We start from the raw sequence: 21,303 nt of genomic DNA, 5'->3' as shown, positions 1-21,303 counted from the left end.
GGTGACTTGGTGGGGAGCGGTTCTTCAGACCGTTGCACCGCTCTCGTCGGCGGGGTAGACGGTCTCCCAGGAGACGTCCGAAAGGCCGAGCTCGCGACGCGTGGTGCTCAAGAATGCATCCTGCGCAGCCCAGAGAGCCTGAAAGGCCTCGACGGGGATGTCCACGCCCTGGCTTTCCGCCCGCGCGGCAGCTATACGCCGAACACTCTGCACTACTGCGGCACAGGCCTTCATGGTGTCGGTCGACTCCGATACGAGACGAACAGCGACGGACGCCGCGTCAAGCCGTTCCTTGTATCGCCGCCCTTCGTCGTCAAACCGCGGCATCAGCTCCCCCGCCCTCTGAGGATGTGGATCCGCGGTGATCTTGGCAGTCGGATCCACAGCGAACGCCACGAGTTCCCGATAGGCAGACGCGAAATCGCCATAGGTTTCGAGCCGGATGTCCCGCCACTGCCGCGCATGCTCCCGCTTCCACGACCGATCCTGGTTCCGAGTACTCAACCAGCCACCAAGAGCAACACCGAGCAGCGCAACCGCCGCACTCGTCGCCGTCGTGACAAAGACCATCGCTACCCCCTCCGACCGGCGGACGCAGGCCTCCGCCCCCGGGCCAAGTCAATCAGGACCCTGCGCCCTCAGGTTTGCGATTCGACTCCCTCTCTGTCCAGGACGACGAGCTCGGCGAGCGGCATCGACTTCATCGTCGTGTACTTCCACGAGTGCGCGTACTGCACGGCCGACGCGCATGCCTCGGACGGCGGCGTGCGCGCCGCGTGGACCCCGCTGTTCGACCAGTTCGACGTCGATCTGGTGATCAACGGCCACAACCACGTCTACGAGCGCACCGACCCGCTGCGCGGCGGCTCGGTGACCACCGCCGCCCCGATCGGCTCGACCGTCCGGTCGAAGACCTACGGCACCACCTATGTCGTGGCCGGCAGCTCGGGCAACAGCCTCTACCAGTTCCCGGTCGCCGACAGCTATGAGAACGACGTGGACAACGTCGCGCCGTTCGCGTCGTGGGTGCGCAGCCCCGGCGGCGTGAAGACACCGGAGAACGTCGACTGGTCGCGCGTGCGCTACACCGGCTACGCGCTGCTCGCGGTGGACGTCAAGCCCGGCCGCTACGGCCGTCCCTCGCAGCTGGTGCTGCGGGCGGTGAACGAGTACGGCATCGAGGTCGACAAGCTGACGATCGAGCGCTGAGAACGTGCCGGTCGCAGGCCCGGGCTGGCGGCCCGGGCCCGCAACCGACACCCGGGTCAGTCGGCGGCGACAGCCTTCGGCCGCCCCGGGACGAACAGCACCGCCACCAGCGCGGCGACCAGCACGAAGCTTCCGGCGACCGCGAAGGCGTGGCTGTAGCCGCGGCTCAGCGCCTTCAGGCTGCTGTCGTGGTGGATCGTGCTCACCGCGACGGTCGTCAGCACCGCGAGCGCGACGCTGGCGCCGACCTGGCGGCTGGTGTTGAGCAGCCCGCTGACGAGCCCGGCTTCCTGCGGGGCGACGCCGGAGGTCCCCATCGCGGTGTTGGCGACCATGCACGCGCCGATCCCGACCGAGGCCACCAGCGAGGGCACGAGGAATGACCAGAAGGTGGAACCCGTGTCGAGCAGAGAGAAACCGAGCATGCCCGCGGCACCCAGCAGCGACCCGACCGAGAGCAGAACGCGGTTGCCGAAACGCGCCGCCAGCTTCGCGCTGGTGAAGCTGCCGACGACGATCCCGAAGCAGAAGGGCAGGAAAGCCGCGCCGGCCTTGACTGGGCTGTAGTGCAGCACCTCCTGCAGGAAGAGCGAAGCGAAGTAGAAGCCGCCGAGGGTCGCCGCGCCGATGAAGACGACGATCAGGTCGGCGACCCACACCGTGCGGACGCGGAAGATGCCGAAGCGGACCAGGGGCTGCGAGGCGACCCGCAGCTCCCAGTACGCGAATCCGGCGGCCGTGACGACCGATCCGATCAGGCCGACCAGGGTCGTCGTGCCGCTCCAGCCGTGCTCGCCGGCGTAGACGGTCGCCAGCACCAGAAGCGTCATCGACGCCGTGGCCAGCACCGCCCCCACCACGTCGAGCCGCCCGGCGCTGGGCCGCCGCAGGTCGCGCACGCCGGCCAGCGCGAGCGGGAGCGCGGCGGCGACGATCGGCACGTTGACGAACAGCACCCACCGCCAGTCCAGGTACTCCGTCAGCACGCCGCTGAGCAGCACCCCGAACGCGCTGCCGGCCGCGGCGACCATCGACCAGACGGCGATCGCACGCCGCCGGGCCGGGCCCTCCGGGAACGTGACCAGGATGACCGTGAGGGTCACCGGCGCCAGGACCGCCGCGGCCAGCCCCTGCCCGCCGCGGGCGGCGATCAGCTCGCCCGGGGTTGTCGCCAGCCCGCCCAGCACCGAGGCGAGCCCGAACGCGGCCAGGGCCACCACCAGCGTGCGGCGGTGCCCGACCAGATCCGCGATCCGCCCGCCGAGCAACAGCAGCCCGCCGAAGACGAGCGTGTAGGCGTTGACCACCCAGGACAGCGACCCCGGCGCGAACCCGAGATCGGCGCCGATCCGTGGCAGGGCCACGTTCACCACGCTGATGTCGAGCACGACCATCAACTGGCACAGACACGCGACACCGAGCACGAGGCCGGCCCGCGCCGGCGGGTCGGTCGCGGCCCGGACACCGGCCGGCTGCTCATCGACGACACTCATGGGACCCCTCCAATGCGAACGTTGTACGCGTAAGGTAACCCTAACCACCCGAACGGGCAAGACTCAGCGCCAGACCTGCCAGGATGGACGTCGTGATCGAACGAGCCGACCCCGCAACCCGGGGTCGCTACGGGCCCCGCCGGCCGCGCCCGGGCCTGACCCCCGACATCGTCGTCGCCGCCGGCCGCCGGGTAATCGAACGCGACGGCCTCGACGCCCTGACGATGCGCACCGTCGCCGCCGAACTGAACACCGCCGCCGCCTCCCTCTACCGCCACGTGGCAGACCGGGACGCACTCCTGGTGGCGATCCTGGAGCAGATCGCATCAGGCCTGCCGGTAGACGTCCCGGGCGACACACCGCAGCAAAGACTCCGCCACCGATTCGTCGGCGCCCACGACTACCTGGCCGACTGCGTCTGGGTCCTGCACATCCTCATCCGCGGCGAACTCAACGCCGAAGCCGCCCTGCCGTTCAACAACGCCTGCCTGGACGACTTCCTCCAGGCCGGCCTGTCCCCGAGCGAAGCCCTGACCGCCTTCCGAGCCTGCTGGTACCTCACCGTCGGCGAACTCCTGGACAGGCACCAACACAAGCCGCGCGAGGACACACAGCGGGAGCGGGTGATCCGCGACTTCGACGCCCAGCGCTTCCCCGCACTGGCCCGCGTCCGCGATCTCACCGCCGACGAACGGGCTGCGGACGACTTCGAGGCGATGGTCGACAACGCGATTCGTGCGACGCTCGCGCGGTGAGGCTGGGCTCGTGCCGTTCCACCACTGCTGACCGCCCCGCGGGTCGCGGCCACGATGCGTAGACCTTTGCGTGCCGCTGAGGCACGCTGAACGCTAATCTCGACGAGCGCCGATCGGGACGCAGTCAGACTTCGCGATCAGTGAGGCGGGGGAACGCCGATGCCAGGGCACAGTGCACAGCGACGCAGGCGGCGTGTCGTCCGCGGCGTTGCGGCGGCCGCCGGCGTGGCGGCTGCGGTGGCGGTGGTCGCGGGGTGCGCGAGTAGGAGTGGGCTCGCGGCGCGGTCGGACAAGTCCGTCGGGGGTGCGATTCAGTTCGCGGCAGCGCAGGTTGTCGCAGCGAAGAGTGTCCACGTCCACGGGGTGCTCTCCGGGGGTGCCTCCGGGACGGTCGACGGGGCGGTTGTCTTCGCGCCGGCCGTGCAGGGCGAGCTGACGTTGAAGCTCAGCGATGCGGCGGACATGGTTCCCACCCACGTCCTCTACGACGGCACGACCTTCTACACCTCGATACCGAAGGGCTACCACGCCACTTCGAAGGCCAAGCCGAACGCCTCATGGTTCGCGATGAGCGCGACCGATCTCGTGCCGAAGAACTCGCCGGTCCTCAGCATGCTGAGATCCGACCCGGCGGCGCTGGTCAAGGAAGTTCTGGCGAAGGGCAGGTTCACCCAGGCCGGGACGGGTACGGCTGACGGCGTCGCCGCGACCCATTTCACCGGCGACCTGGCCGGCGACACGACAGGCCACGTCGATGTCTGGCTCGACGCCTCCGGCCTCCCGGTCGAGATCGTCTTCCAGTCGGCGGCGACATCAGCGTCAAACAAGCAAACCGCGGGCCGCACCGAGCTGCACTTCAGCCAGTGGGGCAAGCCGGTCACGATCACCCCGCCACCGGCCGATCAAGTCCTCACGGACCAGGACCAGATCTCCTTCGCGATCTCCGGCCAGCAGTTCAAGGTCTCCGGCGACCCCCTGAACGGTTCGACCTCCCCGCAAAACGGCGGCGGCGTGATCATCGGCGCCCCGCCGTCGGGCGGCGCCGGTCAGGCGACCTGCGTCCCAGTCAGCCTCCCGTCGCCGATCCAGCCGACTTCGACAAGCGTGTGCGTCACGTTCACACTACCGGCGGCGCCGACGCACACCTGAGTGAGAACGGGTGATGTCGGAGGGATCTTCCCGGGTACGCGGCGCCCCGACGTCGCGTGGCTCCGAGATGACCACCGCCAGCGTGGTCACGAGCAGGATCAAGCCAAGGATCAACAACGTGGCGAGAAGACCACCGGCGTACATGACGACGTCTCCCTTCCTAGCGGTCAGACGTCCCTAGTAGCCCGGTTCAGCAAGCTCAAACGATGACGCGCAAAAGGTCGCGTTGTTCCGTGGTCTTCGTGTCACGCGGTCACGGCGCGTCAGGTCCACTTGCTCTGTGATGAGTCGTCGTCGATCTTCCCCCGCCATCGGCGATCGTTCGCGGGGTTTCCTGTCGCGCCTGGAGCGCACCAGAACAGAGTCGCGGAATCCTTGCCACCCTCGGCGCTATCGAGGGCTTGCGTCAGCGCGTCGACGATCGTCAGCACTCCCACATTGGGTGCAATGTCGAGTCGACGCATGTGGTCCCCTGACAAGGTCGGCGATGTGCTTGCGACGCTCGGTACTCAACGGCAACAGTTCGGGAGAGGCGGGCTCCACGCTTGTGACTGCGATCGCGACTCTCACCACGTCAGTCCCATTGTTACCGCCAACGCGCTGGGACTGTAGAGCCCGCTGCAAGCCCTCGACCTCTATGACGCGTGTCACCGAGGTCGTGCTGTCGGCGAGCACCAGCACGCGGCTCCCTTCCGGGTTGGTGAGGCCGTGCCCGGACCAGAAGACCCACAGCAGATCCGCCTTGATCTGAGCAAGCTCATCCATGAACAGCTCGCTGACCATGGCGGAGTCGGCGGAGCGGGTGATGATCCCGTCAGGCAGCAACGGCATGCCGGAGCTGTCGTGCAGACTTCCGGGCTGGGGCGAGGCTAAGGAGATCACGTTCCCCACGGGTACGTGACATACGTCCACAAGCCAGGTGGCGAAAGCGCAAGCGTCCGCATAGGGACCACTGACATCCCAGCTCGAATCCCTGTGTTTCTCGACGGAAACGATCAGAGCGAAGACCCGCTCCGGGTCAACATCGGCGTCAGCGGTCACAGGCTGCGCAGTTCCTGGACCAGCCAACGATAGAACGGCTTGTGGCCGAAGTACGCGCTGTGTGCGCGGATCAGAGGCCGCCGGGTGTTGAACTCCACGTCCTTCACACGCTCGGTGCCGAAGACACCCTCGCCGATATAGGCCAGCGGGTCCCGGGGGTCATAAGCGTTGAGCCACCTCGCCGGAAAGAATTCCGGAAGGCTGTCACCGCAGCGCAGAGAATGCAGCGCGTCGATCTCATGAGAAACGGCGCTTGCGAACCCACGGTGATCAGTGCGGACACGACGTCACGATAGTCGTCCTGCGCGAACAGGTCGACGCAGGCCACACCCCCGAGGCTGTGAGCGAGGACGACCACGGGTGGTTCGGCCGTCGCCACTGTCTCGGCGATACACGTGCGAATCGCGTCGCCGCGCACCTGATACCACAGGATGTCGCCGATGAGGCTGGCCGACTTCTCGCCGATCTCGCCTCGCTTCGAATGCAGCCGCCACGACCCGGTCCATTCCGTGCTCCGCCACAACGGCAGCCAGACCGGCTTGGTCAGCGTCGAGAAGATGCCGAGCGATTCGCCGGGCTCTCCGAGCGCTCCGAGGATCACCTGGGCCATTTCATCGATGGCCTCGCCGTCGAGGCCAATGTGGACGCCTTCGTCGGGCCCTCGTCGTCCCGGTCGGTCAATAAGTGCGCCACGACCGAGCGGGCGACGGCACGGCGGACGTCCGAAAGGTCCAGACGGGTGTCGGCGAGGAGCAGCCGCAGGTCCTTCGCCACACCGGTTGCGGCTTTCGCGACCGATTCCAGGTTGAATCCGTGGGCGGCGGCCAGTTCTGTCACCGCAGAAACGTCGGTCAGCCCGGCCAGAGGCCCGGCCAGGACCACGTCCGGGGTGGCGTCCTGAGCCGGTATGTAAGGGGCCTTGCTGCGCCTCGCAAGTTCCTTCAACTCGGCGAGCGGGTCCGCCTCCAGCAGTGCCCATGCTGTAAGGTCGGCGTCCTCCGCCTCGGTATCCGTCCCAACCTCGAGGCTCCGGCCAGGCCGAGGCGCGCGCCGTGTTCCTCGCCCCATGAGCAGGGGACGAGCGTCACGTCGCACTTCGCGGCGGCCAGGTGCTTGCCGACCCTGCCGCGAAGGGTATTGAAGCCGTCCTCGCGACACCCGTGCCATGGACCAGCACCACACTCGTCACGTGATTCCCTCACAACCGGAGCGCGAACGTCCCGGATCGGCTAGTTCGATACCGGAATCATTTCAGCGTACGAAGATGATCCGTCGCATCGAAAGCAGCGATTCCACCGACATCGCACGCCCCTCCTTCCGATGGAGCGAGAGGAACGGCGAGACCTGTTGGCTGCGGCACCATGGCGTGAAACCGAGGCACTTCACCGGTTAGCGGCCGGTACAAAGATCGGACCCGAAGCCTGAGTACGACTGTGGGCGGCGGCCCGCTTAAGGATTCCCCCAAGCGGGCCGCGCCTACGCCTGAGCGCCGAATTCGGCTCTAGCAGGGCATTTGGAACTCATGATTGAAAACCCCGAGCTCGAAGGCCTCCCACTCGGCCCGGTCGAACACCAGCACCGGCCCCTCGGGCTGCCGGCTGTTCCGCACCTGGGCCACAACGTCGCCGTCTGTCCCTACGTGGAAACGCACCTCGACGCAGCTCGGCCCGGTGTCGCTGAAGCTGCTCCTCTTCCAGCCGTCGCACTGTGAGCTCATCGCCCCTCCTCCCGTGTGATCCCCCGCGCCGCCGGAGCCGATTCCGGTTCGGCGACGTGCCGCGGTTTTCCGCGCATGGGAGGTTTTCCACGAGATATTGCGGTCCGGCTTGCGGATCGTTGGATGCCGGCCTTGCGGCCCTCTGTGTCATTTGATGCATTCGGCCGGACCCCCGGCCCTCGGGCGGGATCAGCAGGAAACAGTCTGCGACGGCTGAGTGCCGTTCGAACCCGACCCCATGTGCGATATCCAGCTTGCTGGAACCAGCAAGACCACCTGCACCCCGCTCGGGCTCGAGTCGAAGACCGCTCCTCGAACCAGAGGCAGTGCACTCGTAGGTAGTTGCGCGTGATCCTCGTCGGCGCGAAGCATTATCGAGCCAGACCGTTGAGTGGCCGTCGCGTCAGCGGCGACGCTTGCGGCCTGCGCGCTTATGACGAAGGTCAGAGCTACGAACGAAGCAGCCTGCCGAGGGGCGGGGAGGCGCATTGAACTCCTGTTCGACTACGGAAGGTGAGTCCTTGACCAGTTCGAAGCAACCCGGGACGACAGCCGGGCGCCAACCAGCGCCGGGAAGAAAGACCGCAAGGTCACCGATTTGTCGCACTTGTGTCGCTATGCTGCGGGCACCGTGTCAGGATCCTGTTTCAGTGATACGCAGCCGGTGCAGGGTAGCGGGCGAACAGCAGCACGGCACAGGTAGATTATCACTTGATTTCGATCGCTTCGCACGCACGGCGGGCCGGCGGGCAAGACCGGGAATCTGCTCACTGATTCGCGCCGAGCGCGTCGCGAACCGTTGTCCTCGCAGCACGGGTCCGGTAGGTTCCATCGGGGTCAGTCCGGGAACATAACGCAATGGAGCTGCTTTCGGACAACAAGGCTGATTCGCTATTTTCCGGACAATGACGTCAGCGCATCGACGGTTCGGACATGCGGGGTGTTTGATGGGGCTGCGGGTCAACGCGGCAGTGCAACGACGATCGAACGCGATCCAGTTGCAGCTGCTGGCAGCCCGAGAAGCCGCGGGCCTGTCGAGGGAAACCCTGAGCGAGCTCCTGAGAGTCTCGAACCGCACGCTCCGGGACTGGGAACGGCGGTATGACTCCCCCGGTTTCGCCAACCTGCTCAACTGGGCGCGCGAGCTGGGGTTCCGTCTCGCGATCGTGGATCGGCTGGGCGGTTCCGAGCCGTCCCCCGCTCCACAAGAAGACGACGTGCCGTGGGAAGTCCATGAGATGCGTCGGCTGGCGCCGCAGTTGAAGTCCAGGAGGCTTGCCCGCAAGATCTCGCAGACGGACCTCGGCTTGATAGTCGGCGTCAGCAGGTCGTCCCTGCAGCGGTGGGAGGACGGCGAACAACTACCCCGGTTGATCGCGCTGATCGTCTGGGCCGATCGGCTGGATCTCGTCGTTGAGCTGCACCCGGCAGCCGAGCACGGTCCGACACGAATACCGCGGCCGGCGCCCTGAACATCCTGATACCACCCCTCACCAGCTCCGATTCCACCGCAATCGGAATTTGTGGCAGAGAAACACCGTTTGTCGCGAATACCTCTGGAGCCTGACAAAAACCCGTGTCACCATGTGCGCAGAGCAACGTTCTGTAATGCACTTGGGGGGCACCTGTGCAGTACAAAATGCTCGGTCCAGTGGGCGTACGCGTCCGAGAACGTTTCCACCTGGCCGGCTCTCCCCGCGAACAAGCTGTGCTCGCCGTCCTCCTGATGGAGCGGCGCCGGGCGGTCCCAGCGCGGACAATCGCCGACCGCCTGTGGGACGACGACCCGCCGGACGGCTTCCGCAGTACCCTGTCGTCCTACGTCTCGCGGCTACGCCGCCAACTGCGTAGCGCCGACGAAGCCGCCGGCAACATCGCCAGTGGCCCTGCCGGATACTGCCTCGACGTCCCGACAGAACAAGTCGATGTCCACTGTTTCGACCATCTGGTGACGCAAGCGCAGTCCCGTGCCACCACCGACCCTTCCGTCGCCCGGAGACTGTTCCGGCAGGCCGAGGCGCTCTGGAGCGGGGAGCCGCTCGCCGGCCTGACAGGGGTCTGGGCCGACACCGTCCGCAGGATCCTGATGGACAAGCGCCGTACAGCCATCCTGCGCCGTATCGAGCTGGACTTACACGCCGACGGCACCGCCGCCGAGGCAGTGGTGGAGCTGACCGAGCTGGCCGCGGCGAACCGCACCGACCAGCGTGTAGCCAGACTGCTGATGGCCGCGCTGGACCGCGACGGGCGCAACACCGAGGCTCTTGCCGTCTTCCGTGACCTGCGCGCCAGACTGCACGACCTGGCTGGAACCGAGCCCGGGCCCGAGCTGCGAGCACTCCACCAACGACTCCTCAACGGAACCGCGCCGGCCCAGCCCGCACCTGTCACCGCCGTCGATCGTCGAGTCCAGTCCGGCATCGACACGCTGGACCCTGCCCCCGCCTACCTGGCCGGGCGGGAAGCCGATCTCTCGGTCCTCATCGAAGCGGTCACAGCCGACCTGCGCACCGGCCAGCGTGCTGCGACGTTCGCGGTCGAAGGGCTGCCAGGAGCAGGAAAGACCGCCCTCGCCCTCCATGCCGCCCACCAGCTGCGCTCCCGGTGTCCGGATGGAGCGCTGCAAATCAACCTCCACGCCCACGACCCCCACCTGGCGCCCCTGGACCCCCGCGAGGCGCTGACCCAACTCCTCGACGCCTTCGGCACCCCGTTCCGCGAGCTGGCCCGCGCTGACACACTTCCGGCCCTCGCAGCTCTCTGGCGTCGACGTACAAGTGGCCGCCGCCTGCTGCTCGTCCTCGACGACGTCCAAGGCTCCGGGCAAATCGAACCCCTGATCCCGGCTACACCTGGCACGATCGCCCTGATCACTTCCCGGCGGCGCCTGACCGGGCCGCCGGGCCTGCGTCAGCACACACTGGCTCCGCTGCCCGACGACGCGGCGGTGGCGATCCTGGCCCACATCACCGAACGCGACCTCCCCCGAGACGACGACCTGGTCCGCTTCACCCGCGTCTGCGCCGGCCTGGCCCTGGCGATCACCCTGGCGGCCGGCCATCTGCGCAGCCGGCCGGTCTGGACCGTCGGCGACCTGGTGACCCGCTTCTCCATGACGTCGCGGGCCCTGGCCGACGACCCGCTGACCGGACCGATCCACACCGCGTTCGCCATGTCGTACCAAGCACTGGACGGCACGCTTCGCGATCTGCTCCGCTATATCGCAGCCCACCCCGGACCGGACATCGGGCCGGCTGCGGCCGCCGCCATGTCCCAAGCCCCGCCGGCTGACACCGACGTGCGCCTCGATGCCCTGGTGGACCACCGGCTCCTGGACCACACCGGGCCCCACCGCTACCGCCTCCACGATCTGCTCCGCCAATTCATCCTCGCTCAGTCCGACGAGCAGCAGGCCGAAGCCAGCCGCCAAGGCGTGGAACGGGCCGTCACCTTCTACCGCGCCGCCACCGCCCGCGCCGACCACGCTCAGAACCCGCGCCGACGAGCCCTGGACTACCCCGCGGCCTCGGCGCCGGTGGACGGCATCGCCCTGGACACCGCGGAACAAGCCCGCACTTGGCTCGATCACGAGCAACTCAACCTGGCGGCCATCACCACGTGGGCCTCGCAACACGACCGCCCCGCCCACACCGGGCTGCTACCTCACGTGCTCGTCCAACACCTGGACCACAGAGGACGCTCGCATCAGGCCTTGGAGCTGATCGCACAGACCTTGGTCGCACCCACGGACACCGGACCTGCCGCCGATGCCGTCACCGCCCGCTTGTTGACCGACCAAGCGGGACTGTACTTCAGGACCGAGGAACTCGGCCCAGCGCTCGAAAGCGCCCAATCAGCACTGGCCATATGGAACGCCGGCGAGGACCGCTACGGACAGGCCGACAGCCACGTCCAGGTGGGCCGTATCCACTGGCACGCCGGACGCCTCGACCAAGCCGTCGCCGCCTACCGCGAAGCCGCCACCCTTTACGAAGAACTCGGCGACCACAGCCGGGTGGCCGCAACAGAGAACCTCTGCGCCGTCGCCACCTACATGCGAGGGCAACACGAACAGGCGATCGCCCTCAGCAACCACGCCCTAGACCTAGCCCGCCACGAGAACGACCTGACGGTGATCGCCGACGTCCTCCTCGATCTCGGCGAGATGCACCGGAGACTCGGCCGCCAGACCCATGCCCTGGCCTGCTTCCACGAAGCCCACACGCTGTCCGCGACCCTCGGCGACCCGCTCGTCACCGCTGTGGTGAACAACAACATAGGCGCCGTCTACCAACACGCCGGCAACCACCTGCAGGCACTGGCTTCCTTCGACGCGGCGCTTCAGCTCCTTCGCGCGATCGGCGACCACCACACCGAGGTTGACAGCCTCGTTTTCATGGCTGCCTCCTACACCCACCTTGCCGACCACGACGCCGCGTTCGAAGCGCTCCGAAATGCAGCGGTCCTGGCCGATCAGACCCGCGACCAGCTCCAGCAGTCCCAGATCCGACTGGCCGAAGGAAACGCGTACTGGGCGATCGACGACGCCGGCCGGGCGATCGACGCCTACCAAGGCGCCCTGGACTTGGCCCGAGAAGCCCAAGCACCGATGGAACAGGCCGAAGCCCACCGCGCGCTGTCCGAAGTCCTCACCGCCACCGGCGACACCACTCGCGCGTACGAACACCATCAATCGGCCCTCGCCGTCGACTCACGACTCAACTGACGTGCTCACACGGATAGGTCGTTGTGGACCTCATACGCACGCCTGGTCTACTCACCACAGCGCTGACAAACCCTCTGAACAGTGGCGCCAGCGAGGCCTGGGAGGCTCTCAGGTCCACCGCGACGCGAGACGAATCCCTCGCTGAGGGTCTCTTCGCCTGGCAGCGCTCGATCGGCTCCGACGGCGCGACCCAGGATCACCAACGGCCGGTCGGACGCCTGGCGCAGGACCGCGACTTCACCAGCAGCACCATCACGTTCACCTGGCATTCGGCGCGGGTAGTGGTCATCAGAGTTCTGATTCATGACTCTGCAGGCAACAGCCACGAGAGGTGAGGGCACTGATGGGGTGGGCCGATCGGCGTGACGTCCGCGATTCCACGGTCACCTCGCACCTGTCGGGAAACGCCGCAGATGTGGTGCAGGCCCGGGACGTCTCCGGCGGCGTGCACTTTCACGGCGCCTCGCCCACGATCGCGATACCACGCCTGCTGCGCGCCGACGTCGCCGGGTTCGTCAACCGCAGCCGCGAGATGGCGGCGCTGGCCGAGGCCGGTGCTGCCGAAGAGGCCGCAGGGCTGCGGATGGTGGTGGTGGTCGGCACGGCCGGAGCGGGCAAGACATCGCTGGTGATGCGATTCGCCCACCAGGTGCGGGCCTCGTTCCCGCACGGGGACTTGTTCGTGGATCTGCGTGGATACGACGCAGGTGCACCGGTACCACCTACCGCGGCGCTGGAACGATTCCTGCGTGCTTTGGGCGTGCCGACCAGTGAGATACCGCAGGATCTGGAGGATCGCGCAGGGCTGTACCGCTCCCTGTTGGCTGGCCGACGGATGCTCGTGGTTCTGGACAACGCCGCGACACCGGGGCAGATACGGCCCCTGCTGCCGGGCGACGGCGCACCGCTGGTACTGGTGACCAGCCGCAGTCGACTGTCCGGACTCACGGCCCGAGACGGAGCCCGGCGCGTCAGCGTGGGTCTGCTGGACCAAGCCGGGGCCGTCGCCCTGATAAGAGCCGCGACCAGTGATTACCGAAGCTCCGACGACAGCGGGCAGATCGCGGAGCTGGCCGAACTGTGCGCCCGCCTTCCGCTGGCGTTGCGGATCGCTGCGGAGCGGGCGGCGGCTCGGCCGTTCATGGCGTTGGGCGACTTGGTTGCGGAGCTGCGTTCGGGCCCTGGACTGTGGCAGGCCCTGTCGGCCGATGACGATCAGGAAGCCGATGCGGTGCGCACCGTCTTCGCCTGGTCCTATCGCGTCCTGCCTGGGCCTGCGGCCAGGGCGTTCCGGCTCTTGGGACTCCATCCGGGACCGGAATTCGGTAGCGGTGCGGCCGCCGCACTGCTGGGCCTGCCGCACCAGCGGGCACGGCTGATGCTGGACACCTTGGCCGGGGCCCACCTGCTGGAGCAGACCAGCGCCGCCCGGTTCCAGTTTCACGACCTGCTGCGGGCCTTCGCCGCCGATGTCGCCGCCGCCGACGAGCCCGAGGACGAACGCCAGGAGGCCTTCCGGCGATTGCACGAGTGGTACCTGCACAGCGCCCGTGCGGCCTCCGCCCTGACCCAGAACGTGGCGACCGACGTCGTGGACGCACAGGCCCCTCCGGAGGTCGAACCGGAACGCTTCGGTGATTACCGCCAGGCCGTCGACTGGTACGCCGTCGAGCACACCAATCTTCGAGGACTGATCCGCTCTCTGGAACAAGCCGGAGACGGCGGCGCGGTCTACCGGCTCGCAGCGACCATCTGGCCGCTGACGTTCACGTTCGGTTCGGCTGACGAGCGCCTTTCGACAGCGCTCGCCGCGCTGCGCGGCGCCCGCGCCACTGACGACCTCACCGCGCAAGCCCGCGCACTGCGAAACGTCGCCAGCAGCGAACGGCTCACCGACGACCTGACGCACTCGCGGGTTCACTATCGGGAGGCGTTGGCAGCCTTCGAGTCCTTGGACAATCCCGCGGGCTCCGCCGATGCGGCCAACGGCCTGGGCTTGGTGCTCTTCGCAGAACGTCACCTCGACGAGGCCCTGCTGGTTTTCACTGAAGCTGCCGAGCATGCCCGCGCCGATGGCCAGGCACAGTGGGCAGCGATTCTGAGAAGCAACGTCGCTCACGTCATGGCGTATCAGGGCCTGGCTGCCGCGGCCATCGAAGTCGGCGAACAGGCCTTGAGCGAACTGGCGACCCCCGGGCGCCAGGGCTCGGCAATCCTGGAGACCTACAGCACGATCGCGCGAGCCTACATCGAGCTGGAACGCTGGGACCAAGCGCTCACAACTCTGGACACCGCCGACCGCATCATCAGCGCTGATGGGGCGGATCCCCTGTTGCAAGCCTTGTTGTTGATCGATCGGGCGGAACTAGCCCTTGCCATGGGGCAGCCAGCGGATGCCGAAGGACCGCTTTGGCAGGCCCAGAACCTGGGACGTGCCCTACACCACCGCGACCAACAGGCACGGATGCTGTCGGCCATCGGACGTACACTGCACGCTTTGGGCCGCACGGCACAAGCCGCCGACTTTCACCGGCAGGCTGTGGCATCGAGCCGCGGCCGGCACGACCGCTTCCGCCTCGCCGACGTGCTGTCCCGCCTCGCGGACACACTGGATGCCCTCGATCAGGGCGACGAAGCGGCCGCCGCGCGCACCGAGGCCACCACGCTGCTCAGCGGATACCAGGATCCACGTGCTGCCGGTCTGCGCGCCCGTTTGGCTGGCCATGGTGCGAGCTCGCAGCCGTAGAACGTAACTCACGACCAGCACGTCGGACACGCAGCCTGTTGCAGACCCCAGCGGACGGCGATCCAACCCGCGGTCGCGGAAGGGCGGCCAGCGCCGCAATCGCCTCAAGTCCCGGGGAAAGAGCGTAGCGGGGCAGCGACCCGGCCGAACGCGGAAACGGTCGACACGCCTCACCCGTCCCCAACTTGGACGACGCCGTGCCTCCATGGGAACCGTTTTCCGGACGGATCAAGACATGGTCGCCAACTTGGCGACGATGCCAGAGATCAACCGCCATTGCGCCCGCAGACCCGCCCTTCGAGGGCCACACGGGATACGCGATCATGAACAATGCGCGGTGGACACTTGCCACGCCTGACTGGCAGAAAGTCATATCCTGCATGACCTGCGGAAACGCCACTTGGGATCCGGAGATGGCCCGAAGCAAACACTCAACACGGTGCGCGCCACAAGTACCGCCTCGGCACCACATCGGAGCCCGTCGATTGACCTTGTCACCAAATCGCGGAGCGCGACATGTCCTCCCGGAGCGACTTCACACCCCCTCGGTCACCCGATCCGCGATATGCCGAGCGATCTCAAGCGCACTCGTAGCGGCCGGCGACGGCGCGTTCAGCACGTGCACCTGGTCGCGGGCGGTCTCGATGAGGAAGTCGTCGACCAGGGAGCCGTCGCGGCGCATGGCCTGGGCGCGGACGCCTGAGCCGTGGCGGACGATGTCGTCCTCGGTGACGGCGGGGACGAGGCGGGCCAGGCTGGCGGCGAAGCGGCGCTTCGAGAACGAGCGGCGGACCTCGTCCAGGCCCGTCGGGATCGCGTAGCGGCGGGCGAGGCGCCAGGTGCCGGGGAAGGCCGCCACTTCGGCGATGTCCTTCGCGGAGACGTCGGTCCAGCGGTAGCCCTCGCGGCGCAGTGCCAGTACGGCGTTCGGGCCGGCGTGCACGCTGCCGTCGAGCATCCGCGTCAGGTGCACGCCCAGGAACGGCAGCGTCGGGTCCGGTACCGGGTAGATCAGGCCCCTGACCAGGTGGCGGCTCTCGGGCCGGAGCTCGTAGTACTCGCCGCGGAAGGGCACGATCTGTGCCGACGGCATCAGTCCGGCCAGCCGCGCCACCCGGTCGGAGTGCAAGCCGGCGCAGTTGACCAGGGCGTCGGCTCGGACGATGCCTGCCCCGGTGGCGACCTCGACGCCGCCGTTGCGCCCGGCCCGGATCCCGAGCGCGGCGCTGTTCAGCCGCAGGTCGGCGCCGGCCTCGCCGAGGAGCCGGACCAGCGCGGCGCACACGCCCGGATAGTCGATGATCCCGGTGGACTCGACCCGCAGCGCGGCGACGCACGAGACCTCGGGCTCGTACTCGCGGGCCTCGGCCGGGGTGATCCGCTTCGCGGGCACGCCGTTGGCCACGGCACGCTCGGCCAGCACGTCGAGCGCCAGAATCTCCTCGTCGCCGGTCGCGACGACGAGCTTCCCGCACACCTCGACGGGCACGCCGTGCTCCCGGGCGAACTCCACGATGGACCGGTTGCCGGCGACGGACATGCGGGCCTTGAACGAGCCCGGCTTGTAGTACAGCCCGGCGTGGACGACGTTCGAATTGTGGCCGGTCTGGTGCGAGGCCCACTCGGCCTCCTTCTCCAGGACGGTGACGCCCAGCCCGCGCCCGGTCAGCTCCCAGGCCACGGCCAGACCGACGATCCCGCCCCCGACGACTACGACACTGCGCACGATTGGTCAGGCTACGCGACTCGGTGGCAGCAGGTGTGGGAATCGGCGGTGGCGCCGGGATCGAACGGTGAAGCGAAGCCCGGCCGGACCCGAAGGAGCGGTACTTCGGATCCGCCCGGCGCTCAGTTGCCTTACACGTGCTTACACGTATACGTGCCTAGACCTACCCCTGGCTAGACGGCCGCTGCGGGTTCCCCGGCGGCGGTCACGCGAACCCTCGCCTTAGCCCGCAGCGCGTCGACCGCCAGCGGACCGGGCCCGACGATCGCGATCATGAGGAACGCCCACGAGAACAGCGCGGCGGGCTCGCCGCCGTTCTGCATCGGCAGCAAGGCCTTCTCCTGGTGCACGGAGAAGTAGGCGTACGCCATGGTCCCCGAGACCATCACCGCCGACGTCCGAGTGCCGAGACCGAGCAACACGAGCACCCCGAACCCGAACTGCAGGGCCGCCGCGACCCCGCCGGGCCACGCCAAGGGCGAGGACGTGTGGCCGGAGACGGGGAAGCCGAACAGTGTGGAGGCGCCGTGGCAGGCGATGAGAAAGCCGACCACAATCCGGAACAGTGATGCGCCGTACTCCGGCACAGACTTCAGGGTGGACATCTGGTTCTCCGCTTCCGTGTCCGTCCGCCGGCCTGCGCCGCCGGACCGTGGTGGTGTCCCCCCGTGCGGCCGGGTGTGGCCGACTGTCACAGAACGTTGAAATAAGGGCCCTGGTTCAGTTCCGGAAGCGGATTTCCGGTGCGGGTGAAAGTTACTCCTCACCCGGGCGTTCACCAGGGCATTCACTCAGGCCAGACGCCCGTCCAGTCGTACAGCGGCGCCGAGGTCGCGTACTCCCGGAGGGAGGCGATCCGGCCCCCGTCGAGCCTGGCGATCGTCGCGCCCTCGAAGGTGGCCGCCTCGCCGTGCGAGGTGCAGGAGAAGATCCATTCGGCGACCGGGGTGTCCCCGGCGGCGGCCCAGGCGTCGATGTAGTCGTGCAGCTGGGTCATCCGGACATCATGCCTGCCGATGCCAGTGGGGGAACCCCCTAAGGACACTAGGGCCACCCCGTGGTTCGCCGGTCCGAAACGGCGACTACACTAAGTCACCACGAATCAGGGTTCTGCCGAGCCCGGCAACGCGAGGAGGGGCGCCCATCGTGCCCGCAAGCGAAGGAAGAGGCCCGGCGGAGGCCTCTGACCGGCAGGTGAACAGCGTGTTCGACATCGACGAGGTGTCCGGGTACCGGACCGTCGTCAAGTGCATGGGCCGCACCTTCTCCGCCGTGGCGGCGGACGGCGAGGTCACCATCACCGACGTCACCGACATCACCCGACCGGTCCGGCTCGGGGTCGCCCGGGGACGGGACGGCGACGGCCGGTGGCGGATCGTCGGCCCGCACGACCAGGACGTCCTGACGACCGCGAGCCTGCTGCACGCCGCCATCGCGCTGCGGCAGGCGGTCGAACCGGCCTTCGCGGCCCCGGCCGGCCAGGGCGAGTGAGCACGTGAGCGAATGAGCACGTGAGCGCATGTTCCCGCCGCACCGGATCCGGCGGGAACATGCGTCCGGGTGACTAACCGGCCGCCCACACCTCATACATCTGCGTCCCGTGACTGGTCGCCCCCGGCACCTGCGCCACGAGTCGATACCCGGAGCCCTGCGCGCTCAGCGTCTTGTCCAACTCGTCGTCGAGCGCCGCCGTCGGGCCGTGGTCCAGGATCACCAGGTTGAAGTAGTGGTCCTGCAACGCGCTCTGGTACGCCTGGACGCCCTGCAGCGCCTGTCCCTGCTTCGTCGTGTAGGAGAAGAAGAACGTCGTGAACCACTCGTACGGTTGCGTCTTGTCCCGGAGGTAGTACCGCGGCACCTCGTTCTCCTCCGCGAGGTACCGCTCATGCCCGTCGTGCACGAGCGGGCGGATGGTGTCGATCATCTTCGTCGAGTTCGGCCAGCCGTCGTAGAGCGGTACCACCGCGTGCGTCGCGTAGAGGGTCAGTACCGACGCGATTCCCAGCGCCAGGCCCGGAATGCGCTTGCGGACGTCCTTGTGCTGGAGGCGGGCCAGGCCGGCGATCGCCAAGCCGGCGACCGGGGCGGCGAACATCAGGCCGAACCCGAGGTGCTTGTGCAGAGACTGCATCTTGTGCAGGTGGCCCTGGTAGACGGTGGCCAGCAGCGCGGAGCCCGCGAGGACGGCCGCCAACCAGGTGCGGGCCCGCGAACGGTTGCCGCGGAACGCTTCGAAGCAGACCCCGATCACCGCCAGCGCGAACACCCAGCCGCACCAGACCAGCGACAGCCGGACGATCGCCGAGACGGGGTCATTGCCCAGGTCGCGGCTGGTCGTCGTCTGTCTGATGCCGAGCTTCATGTCAGGACTGAGCGACATGTACGCGGCGAGCAGAAGGGCCACGACTCCGGCCGTCAACGCGAGGCCGCGTACCAGGCCCCTGATCCAGTGGGCGCGCGACAGGTGCGCGCGGTCCGGGACGATGAACACCGACACCGCGATCACCGTGGGCACGTAAAGCAGCGCCGCGTACTTGACCGCGACTGCCAACGCCAGAACAGGGGCCGCCGCCAACACCACGGCGACCGGCATCCGCGCCGTCCGCACCACGATCCAGAACGCCGCCGCCAACAGCAGGATCGCCAGCGCGTCGTAGGTGGCGAACCGGCTGAGGAACAGCGTCGGCGCGGACGTCGCGAACAGCAGCGCCGCGAGGATCGCCGGAGCCTGCCCGTAGAGCCGCCGCGTGATCGTCCAGAGGAGTCCGGTGGTCGCGAGCAGGAACACCAGGCTCATCGCCCGGGCCGCCTCCAGGCCGCCGAGGTGGTCGGCTGCGGCGGCGAGGATCGGATACAGGAACGGGGCGCCCGAGAAGTAGCTCGGGTAGGAGTCGTAGGTCGGCGTGCCGTGCAGCTCCAGCGCGAGCTCACGGTGGCCGGCGTAGAGGTACAGCGACTCGTCCTCGAAGGCCGAGTTGGACAGCCGGTAGGCCAGGACGACCTGCAGGATCATGATCAGCGCCAGCGGGAGCCGACCGCGAAGCAGGGTGTTGATGCGGTCGCCGAGGCTCGATCGCGTTGCCTGCGACTCTGTGGCAGCCTCAGCCACCTCAGCCACCTCAGCCACCTCAACGCCCGCAAGCGCCCCACCCTGTGGTCCCGGCCCGTCCTCGGCCGTGTCGGACCGGGATTCCACCGTCGTCACCGATTCACCTTCAGAATGTCGATCCGCTGGTCCCCGCTCCCGAAGGTCGCCACGACCCCGGCGTGCCCCATGGCCTCCCGCACCGTCGGCAGCCCGTTCGGGTCCTGCCGGATCACGGACGTCGAGACGACGTAGTCGATGTCCTTCCAGCCGTCGGGCATGGTGTGCGCGACCGCCGGGTCCAGGTCCACCTTGTAGAACCAGATCACCCCGAGCCCGGGCTGGAAGCCCTGGTCGGCCAGGTCCGGCCACATCGCGTCGTCGACGACGATCCGGGTGTGCGCGTGGTCCGGGACGTGCGTCCTGATCCAGGACGAGGCCTGGGCGTACTGGTCGTTGGAGTAGGCCGTGTCGGCGGTCGCGTCGCCGGTCTGCCACTGCGGGGCGATCAGGCCGATCAGCACGACGCCGCCGAACGCGGCCACGTCGAGCCGCCGCCACGGCACGTCCCAGCGCCACCAGCCGCGGATCCAGGCTCGCGTCCGTTCTTGCAAGAGAAGAGAAACGACGGCGTCGGCGAGCCCGGCGATCGAGACGGCGAAGAACGGGATCGCCTGGATCACGTACATCGCCGGCAGGTAGCCGGTCGGCCGGGCCCCGACGACGATCAGGATGACGCCGGCAAGCGCGACCGGCCGCAGCCGCCGGACCGCCAGGGCCAGGAACGAGGACGCCGTCCCGGCGTACATCAGGATCGGGTCCCGCACCAGCCACCAGTGCAGCGTCAGGTTCGACACCGATCCGCCGCGCAGGATGTTCCCGGAGCCGGACCGCCCCAGCTGATAGGAGATGGCCCCGAACAGCGAGTTGTGCCCGGGCCCGGCGAACAACTCGCCCTTGAGTAGCGCGTAGAGCGGATACTGCAGGACGATCAGCCCGGCCGCGGACAGGAACCCGACGACGGAGAACTTGCGCGTCGCCTTGTCCGAGCCCTGCCATAGCGCCCACAGCAGCGCCGGCGCGACGACCAGCATCGTCTCCTTCGACAGGATCGAGACCGCCGCGCAGGCCCCGGACCCGACGTGGTGCCACAGGTGCCGCTTCGGCGACAGCGCCAGCACGAAGGCGGCGACCATCCACACCACGGCGAAGTTGTCGAGGTAGATCTCGCGCTGCATGGTCACCGACAGCGGCGACAGCCCGAAGACCACGACGCCCAGCGCGGCGGCCCACCGCGCCATGCCGATCCGGCGGCAGAGCACGTATACGAGCGCCGAGGCGATCGCCGTCACCGGCAGCATGATCACCCGCGCGTGCATCACGACCATGGTCCCGTGGTCGAACAGCGCCGGGATCCAGGACAGCGCGGCGATCTGGATCCAGCCCAGCGGCGGGTGGTCGTACCAGTAGCTGTAGTGCGCGAGGCCGTGGCCGTGCTGGATCGCCCAGGCCTGCGCGAGGTAGGTCCCCTCGTCGTCGCTGACCGTCGGGAAGTTGGCGATGTTCTTGCCCTGCACCAGCACGATGAGGGCCACCAGCGGCAGGCAGACCGACAGGTCGGGGTGGCGGCGGACGAAGTCCAAGGCCCGTCCCCGC

The 21,303-nt window shown here is 68.2% G+C and carries 18 protein-coding genes; 7 read left to right on the top strand and 11 right to left on the bottom strand.

Annotation, left to right across the window (positions count from 1 at the left end; translation table 11 throughout):
• Positions 1–24: 24 nt before the first annotated feature.
• A complete protein-coding gene (locus GWK61_RS16095; protein ID WP_194909184.1) occupies positions 25–570 on the bottom strand; it encodes a hypothetical protein in 546 nt (181 codons plus the stop codon).
• Between the two features lie 138 nt (positions 571–708).
• On the opposite strand from GWK61_RS16095, the gene GWK61_RS16090 reads away from it, so the two are divergent.
• Positions 709–1,209 (top strand): metallophosphoesterase family protein, encoded by a 501-nt coding sequence (locus GWK61_RS16090; protein WP_194909183.1) that lies wholly within the window; start codon positions 709–711, stop codon positions 1,207–1,209.
• Between the two features lie 56 nt (positions 1,210–1,265).
• Here GWK61_RS16090 and GWK61_RS16085 read toward each other — a convergent pair whose 3' ends face one another.
• Positions 1,266–2,702: an MFS transporter gene (locus GWK61_RS16085; protein WP_228562401.1), complete on the bottom strand. Its 1,437-nt coding sequence runs from the start codon at positions 2,700–2,702 to the stop codon at positions 1,266–1,268.
• Positions 2,703–2,794: 92 nt separating this feature from the next.
• On the opposite strand from GWK61_RS16085, the gene GWK61_RS16080 reads away from it, so the two are divergent.
• Both GWK61_RS16080 and GWK61_RS16075 read left to right on the top strand, forming a co-directional pair.
• Positions 2,795–3,457, top strand: a complete 663-nt coding sequence (locus GWK61_RS16080; protein WP_194909182.1) for a helix-turn-helix domain-containing protein — start codon at positions 2,795–2,797, stop codon at positions 3,455–3,457.
• Positions 3,458–3,616: 159 nt separating this feature from the next.
• Complete coding sequence (locus GWK61_RS16075; RefSeq protein WP_194909181.1) at positions 3,617–4,606, top strand: LppX_LprAFG lipoprotein; 990 nt, start codon at positions 3,617–3,619, stop codon at positions 4,604–4,606.
• A 390-nt stretch (positions 4,607–4,996) separates the two neighbouring features.
• Here GWK61_RS16075 and GWK61_RS16070 read toward each other — a convergent pair whose 3' ends face one another.
• From GWK61_RS16070 to GWK61_RS16055, 4 genes are all read right to left on the bottom strand, one after another.
• Positions 4,997–5,647 (bottom strand): hypothetical protein, encoded by a 651-nt coding sequence (locus tag GWK61_RS16070; protein WP_194909180.1) that lies wholly within the window; start codon positions 5,645–5,647, stop codon positions 4,997–4,999.
• Positions 5,648–5,750: 103 nt separating this feature from the next.
• Positions 5,751–6,257, bottom strand: coding sequence for a lipase family protein (locus GWK61_RS16065; protein ID WP_194909179.1), 507 nt, complete (start codon positions 6,255–6,257; stop codon positions 5,751–5,753).
• Positions 6,245–6,529 (bottom strand): hypothetical protein, encoded by a 285-nt coding sequence (locus GWK61_RS16060; protein WP_194909178.1) that lies wholly within the window; start codon positions 6,527–6,529, stop codon positions 6,245–6,247. Before GWK61_RS16060 ends, GWK61_RS16065 begins: the two co-directional genes overlap by 13 nt.
• A gap of 619 nt (positions 6,530–7,148) precedes the next feature.
• Complete coding sequence (locus GWK61_RS16055; protein ID WP_194909177.1) at positions 7,149–7,364, bottom strand: DUF397 domain-containing protein; 216 nt, start codon at positions 7,362–7,364, stop codon at positions 7,149–7,151.
• A 947-nt stretch (positions 7,365–8,311) separates the two neighbouring features.
• Here GWK61_RS16055 and GWK61_RS16050 point away from each other — a divergent pair.
• The 3 genes from GWK61_RS16050 to GWK61_RS16040 all read left to right on the top strand — a co-directional run bounded on the left by GWK61_RS16050 (position 8,312) and on the right by GWK61_RS16040 (position 14,836).
• Positions 8,312–8,836, top strand: coding sequence for a helix-turn-helix transcriptional regulator (locus tag GWK61_RS16050; RefSeq protein WP_194909176.1), 525 nt, complete (start codon positions 8,312–8,314; stop codon positions 8,834–8,836).
• A gap of 179 nt (positions 8,837–9,015) precedes the next feature.
• Positions 9,016–12,090, top strand: a complete 3,075-nt coding sequence (locus GWK61_RS16045; protein ID WP_194909175.1) for an AfsR/SARP family transcriptional regulator — start codon at positions 9,016–9,018, stop codon at positions 12,088–12,090.
• Positions 12,091–12,622: 532 nt separating this feature from the next.
• Positions 12,623–14,836, top strand: a complete 2,214-nt coding sequence (locus GWK61_RS16040; protein WP_194909174.1) for an ATP-binding protein — start codon at positions 12,623–12,625, stop codon at positions 14,834–14,836.
• 535 nt (positions 14,837–15,371) lie between these two features.
• Here GWK61_RS16040 and lhgD read toward each other — a convergent pair.
• The 3 genes from lhgD to GWK61_RS16025 form a co-directional block, all read right to left on the bottom strand.
• Complete coding sequence (gene lhgD / locus GWK61_RS16035) at positions 15,372–16,562, bottom strand: L-2-hydroxyglutarate dehydrogenase (RefSeq protein ID WP_194909173.1); 1,191 nt, start codon at positions 16,560–16,562, stop codon at positions 15,372–15,374.
• A gap of 173 nt (positions 16,563–16,735) precedes the next feature.
• A complete protein-coding gene (locus tag GWK61_RS16030) occupies positions 16,736–17,167 on the bottom strand; it encodes a DoxX family protein (protein WP_194909172.1) in 432 nt (143 codons plus the stop codon).
• Between the two features lie 182 nt (positions 17,168–17,349).
• A complete protein-coding gene (locus tag GWK61_RS16025; RefSeq protein WP_194909171.1) occupies positions 17,350–17,559 on the bottom strand; it encodes a nuclear transport factor 2-like protein in 210 nt (69 codons plus the stop codon).
• A gap of 149 nt (positions 17,560–17,708) precedes the next feature.
• Between GWK61_RS16025 and GWK61_RS16020 the strand changes: the two genes are divergently transcribed.
• On the top strand, positions 17,709–18,053 hold the full coding sequence (locus tag GWK61_RS16020; RefSeq protein ID WP_194909170.1) for a hypothetical protein: 345 nt from the start codon (positions 17,709–17,711) through the stop codon (positions 18,051–18,053).
• 73 nt (positions 18,054–18,126) lie between these two features.
• Here the strand turns inward: GWK61_RS16020 and GWK61_RS16015 are convergent, their stop codons facing one another.
• Both GWK61_RS16015 and GWK61_RS16010 read right to left on the bottom strand, forming a co-directional pair.
• Positions 18,127–19,680, bottom strand: a complete 1,554-nt coding sequence (locus GWK61_RS16015) for a glycosyltransferase family 39 protein (protein WP_194909169.1) — start codon at positions 19,678–19,680, stop codon at positions 18,127–18,129.
• An 83-nt stretch (positions 19,681–19,763) separates the two neighbouring features.
• On the bottom strand, positions 19,764–21,290 hold the full coding sequence (locus GWK61_RS16010) for an ArnT family glycosyltransferase (RefSeq protein ID WP_228562398.1): 1,527 nt from the start codon (positions 21,288–21,290) through the stop codon (positions 19,764–19,766).
• Positions 21,291–21,303 lie beyond the last annotated feature (13 nt).

Origin of the sequence: Catenulispora rubra, assembly GCF_015356825.1 — a bacterium.
GTDB lineage: Bacteria > Actinomycetota > Actinomycetes > Streptomycetales > Catenulisporaceae > Catenulispora > Catenulispora rubra.
This window is presented reverse-complemented; position numbering and strand designations above follow the sequence as displayed.

Coding starts and splice junctions, on each gene's coding strand:
- GWK61_RS16095 (WP_194909184.1), bottom strand. CDS start 570: ATGGTCTTTGTCACGACGGCGACGAGTGCGGCGGTTGCGCTGCTCGGT.
- GWK61_RS16085 (WP_228562401.1), bottom strand. CDS start 2,702: ATGAGTGTCGTCGATGAGCAGCCGGCCGGTGTCCGGGCCGCGACCGAC.
- GWK61_RS16075 (WP_194909181.1), top strand. CDS start 3,617: ATGCCAGGGCACAGTGCACAGCGACGCAGGCGGCGTGTCGTCCGCGGC.
- GWK61_RS16065 (WP_194909179.1), bottom strand. CDS start 6,257: ATGGCCCAGGTGATCCTCGGAGCGCTCGGAGAGCCCGGCGAATCGCTC.
- GWK61_RS16055 (WP_194909177.1), bottom strand. CDS start 7,364: ATGAGCTCACAGTGCGACGGCTGGAAGAGGAGCAGCTTCAGCGACACC.
- GWK61_RS16050 (WP_194909176.1), top strand. CDS start 8,312: ATGGGGCTGCGGGTCAACGCGGCAGTGCAACGACGATCGAACGCGATC.
- GWK61_RS16040 (WP_194909174.1), top strand. CDS start 12,623: ATGGCGGCGCTGGCCGAGGCCGGTGCTGCCGAAGAGGCCGCAGGGCTG.
- GWK61_RS16030 (WP_194909172.1), bottom strand. CDS start 17,167: ATGTCCACCCTGAAGTCTGTGCCGGAGTACGGCGCATCACTGTTCCGG.
- GWK61_RS16025 (WP_194909171.1), bottom strand. CDS start 17,559: ATGACCCAGCTGCACGACTACATCGACGCCTGGGCCGCCGCCGGGGAC.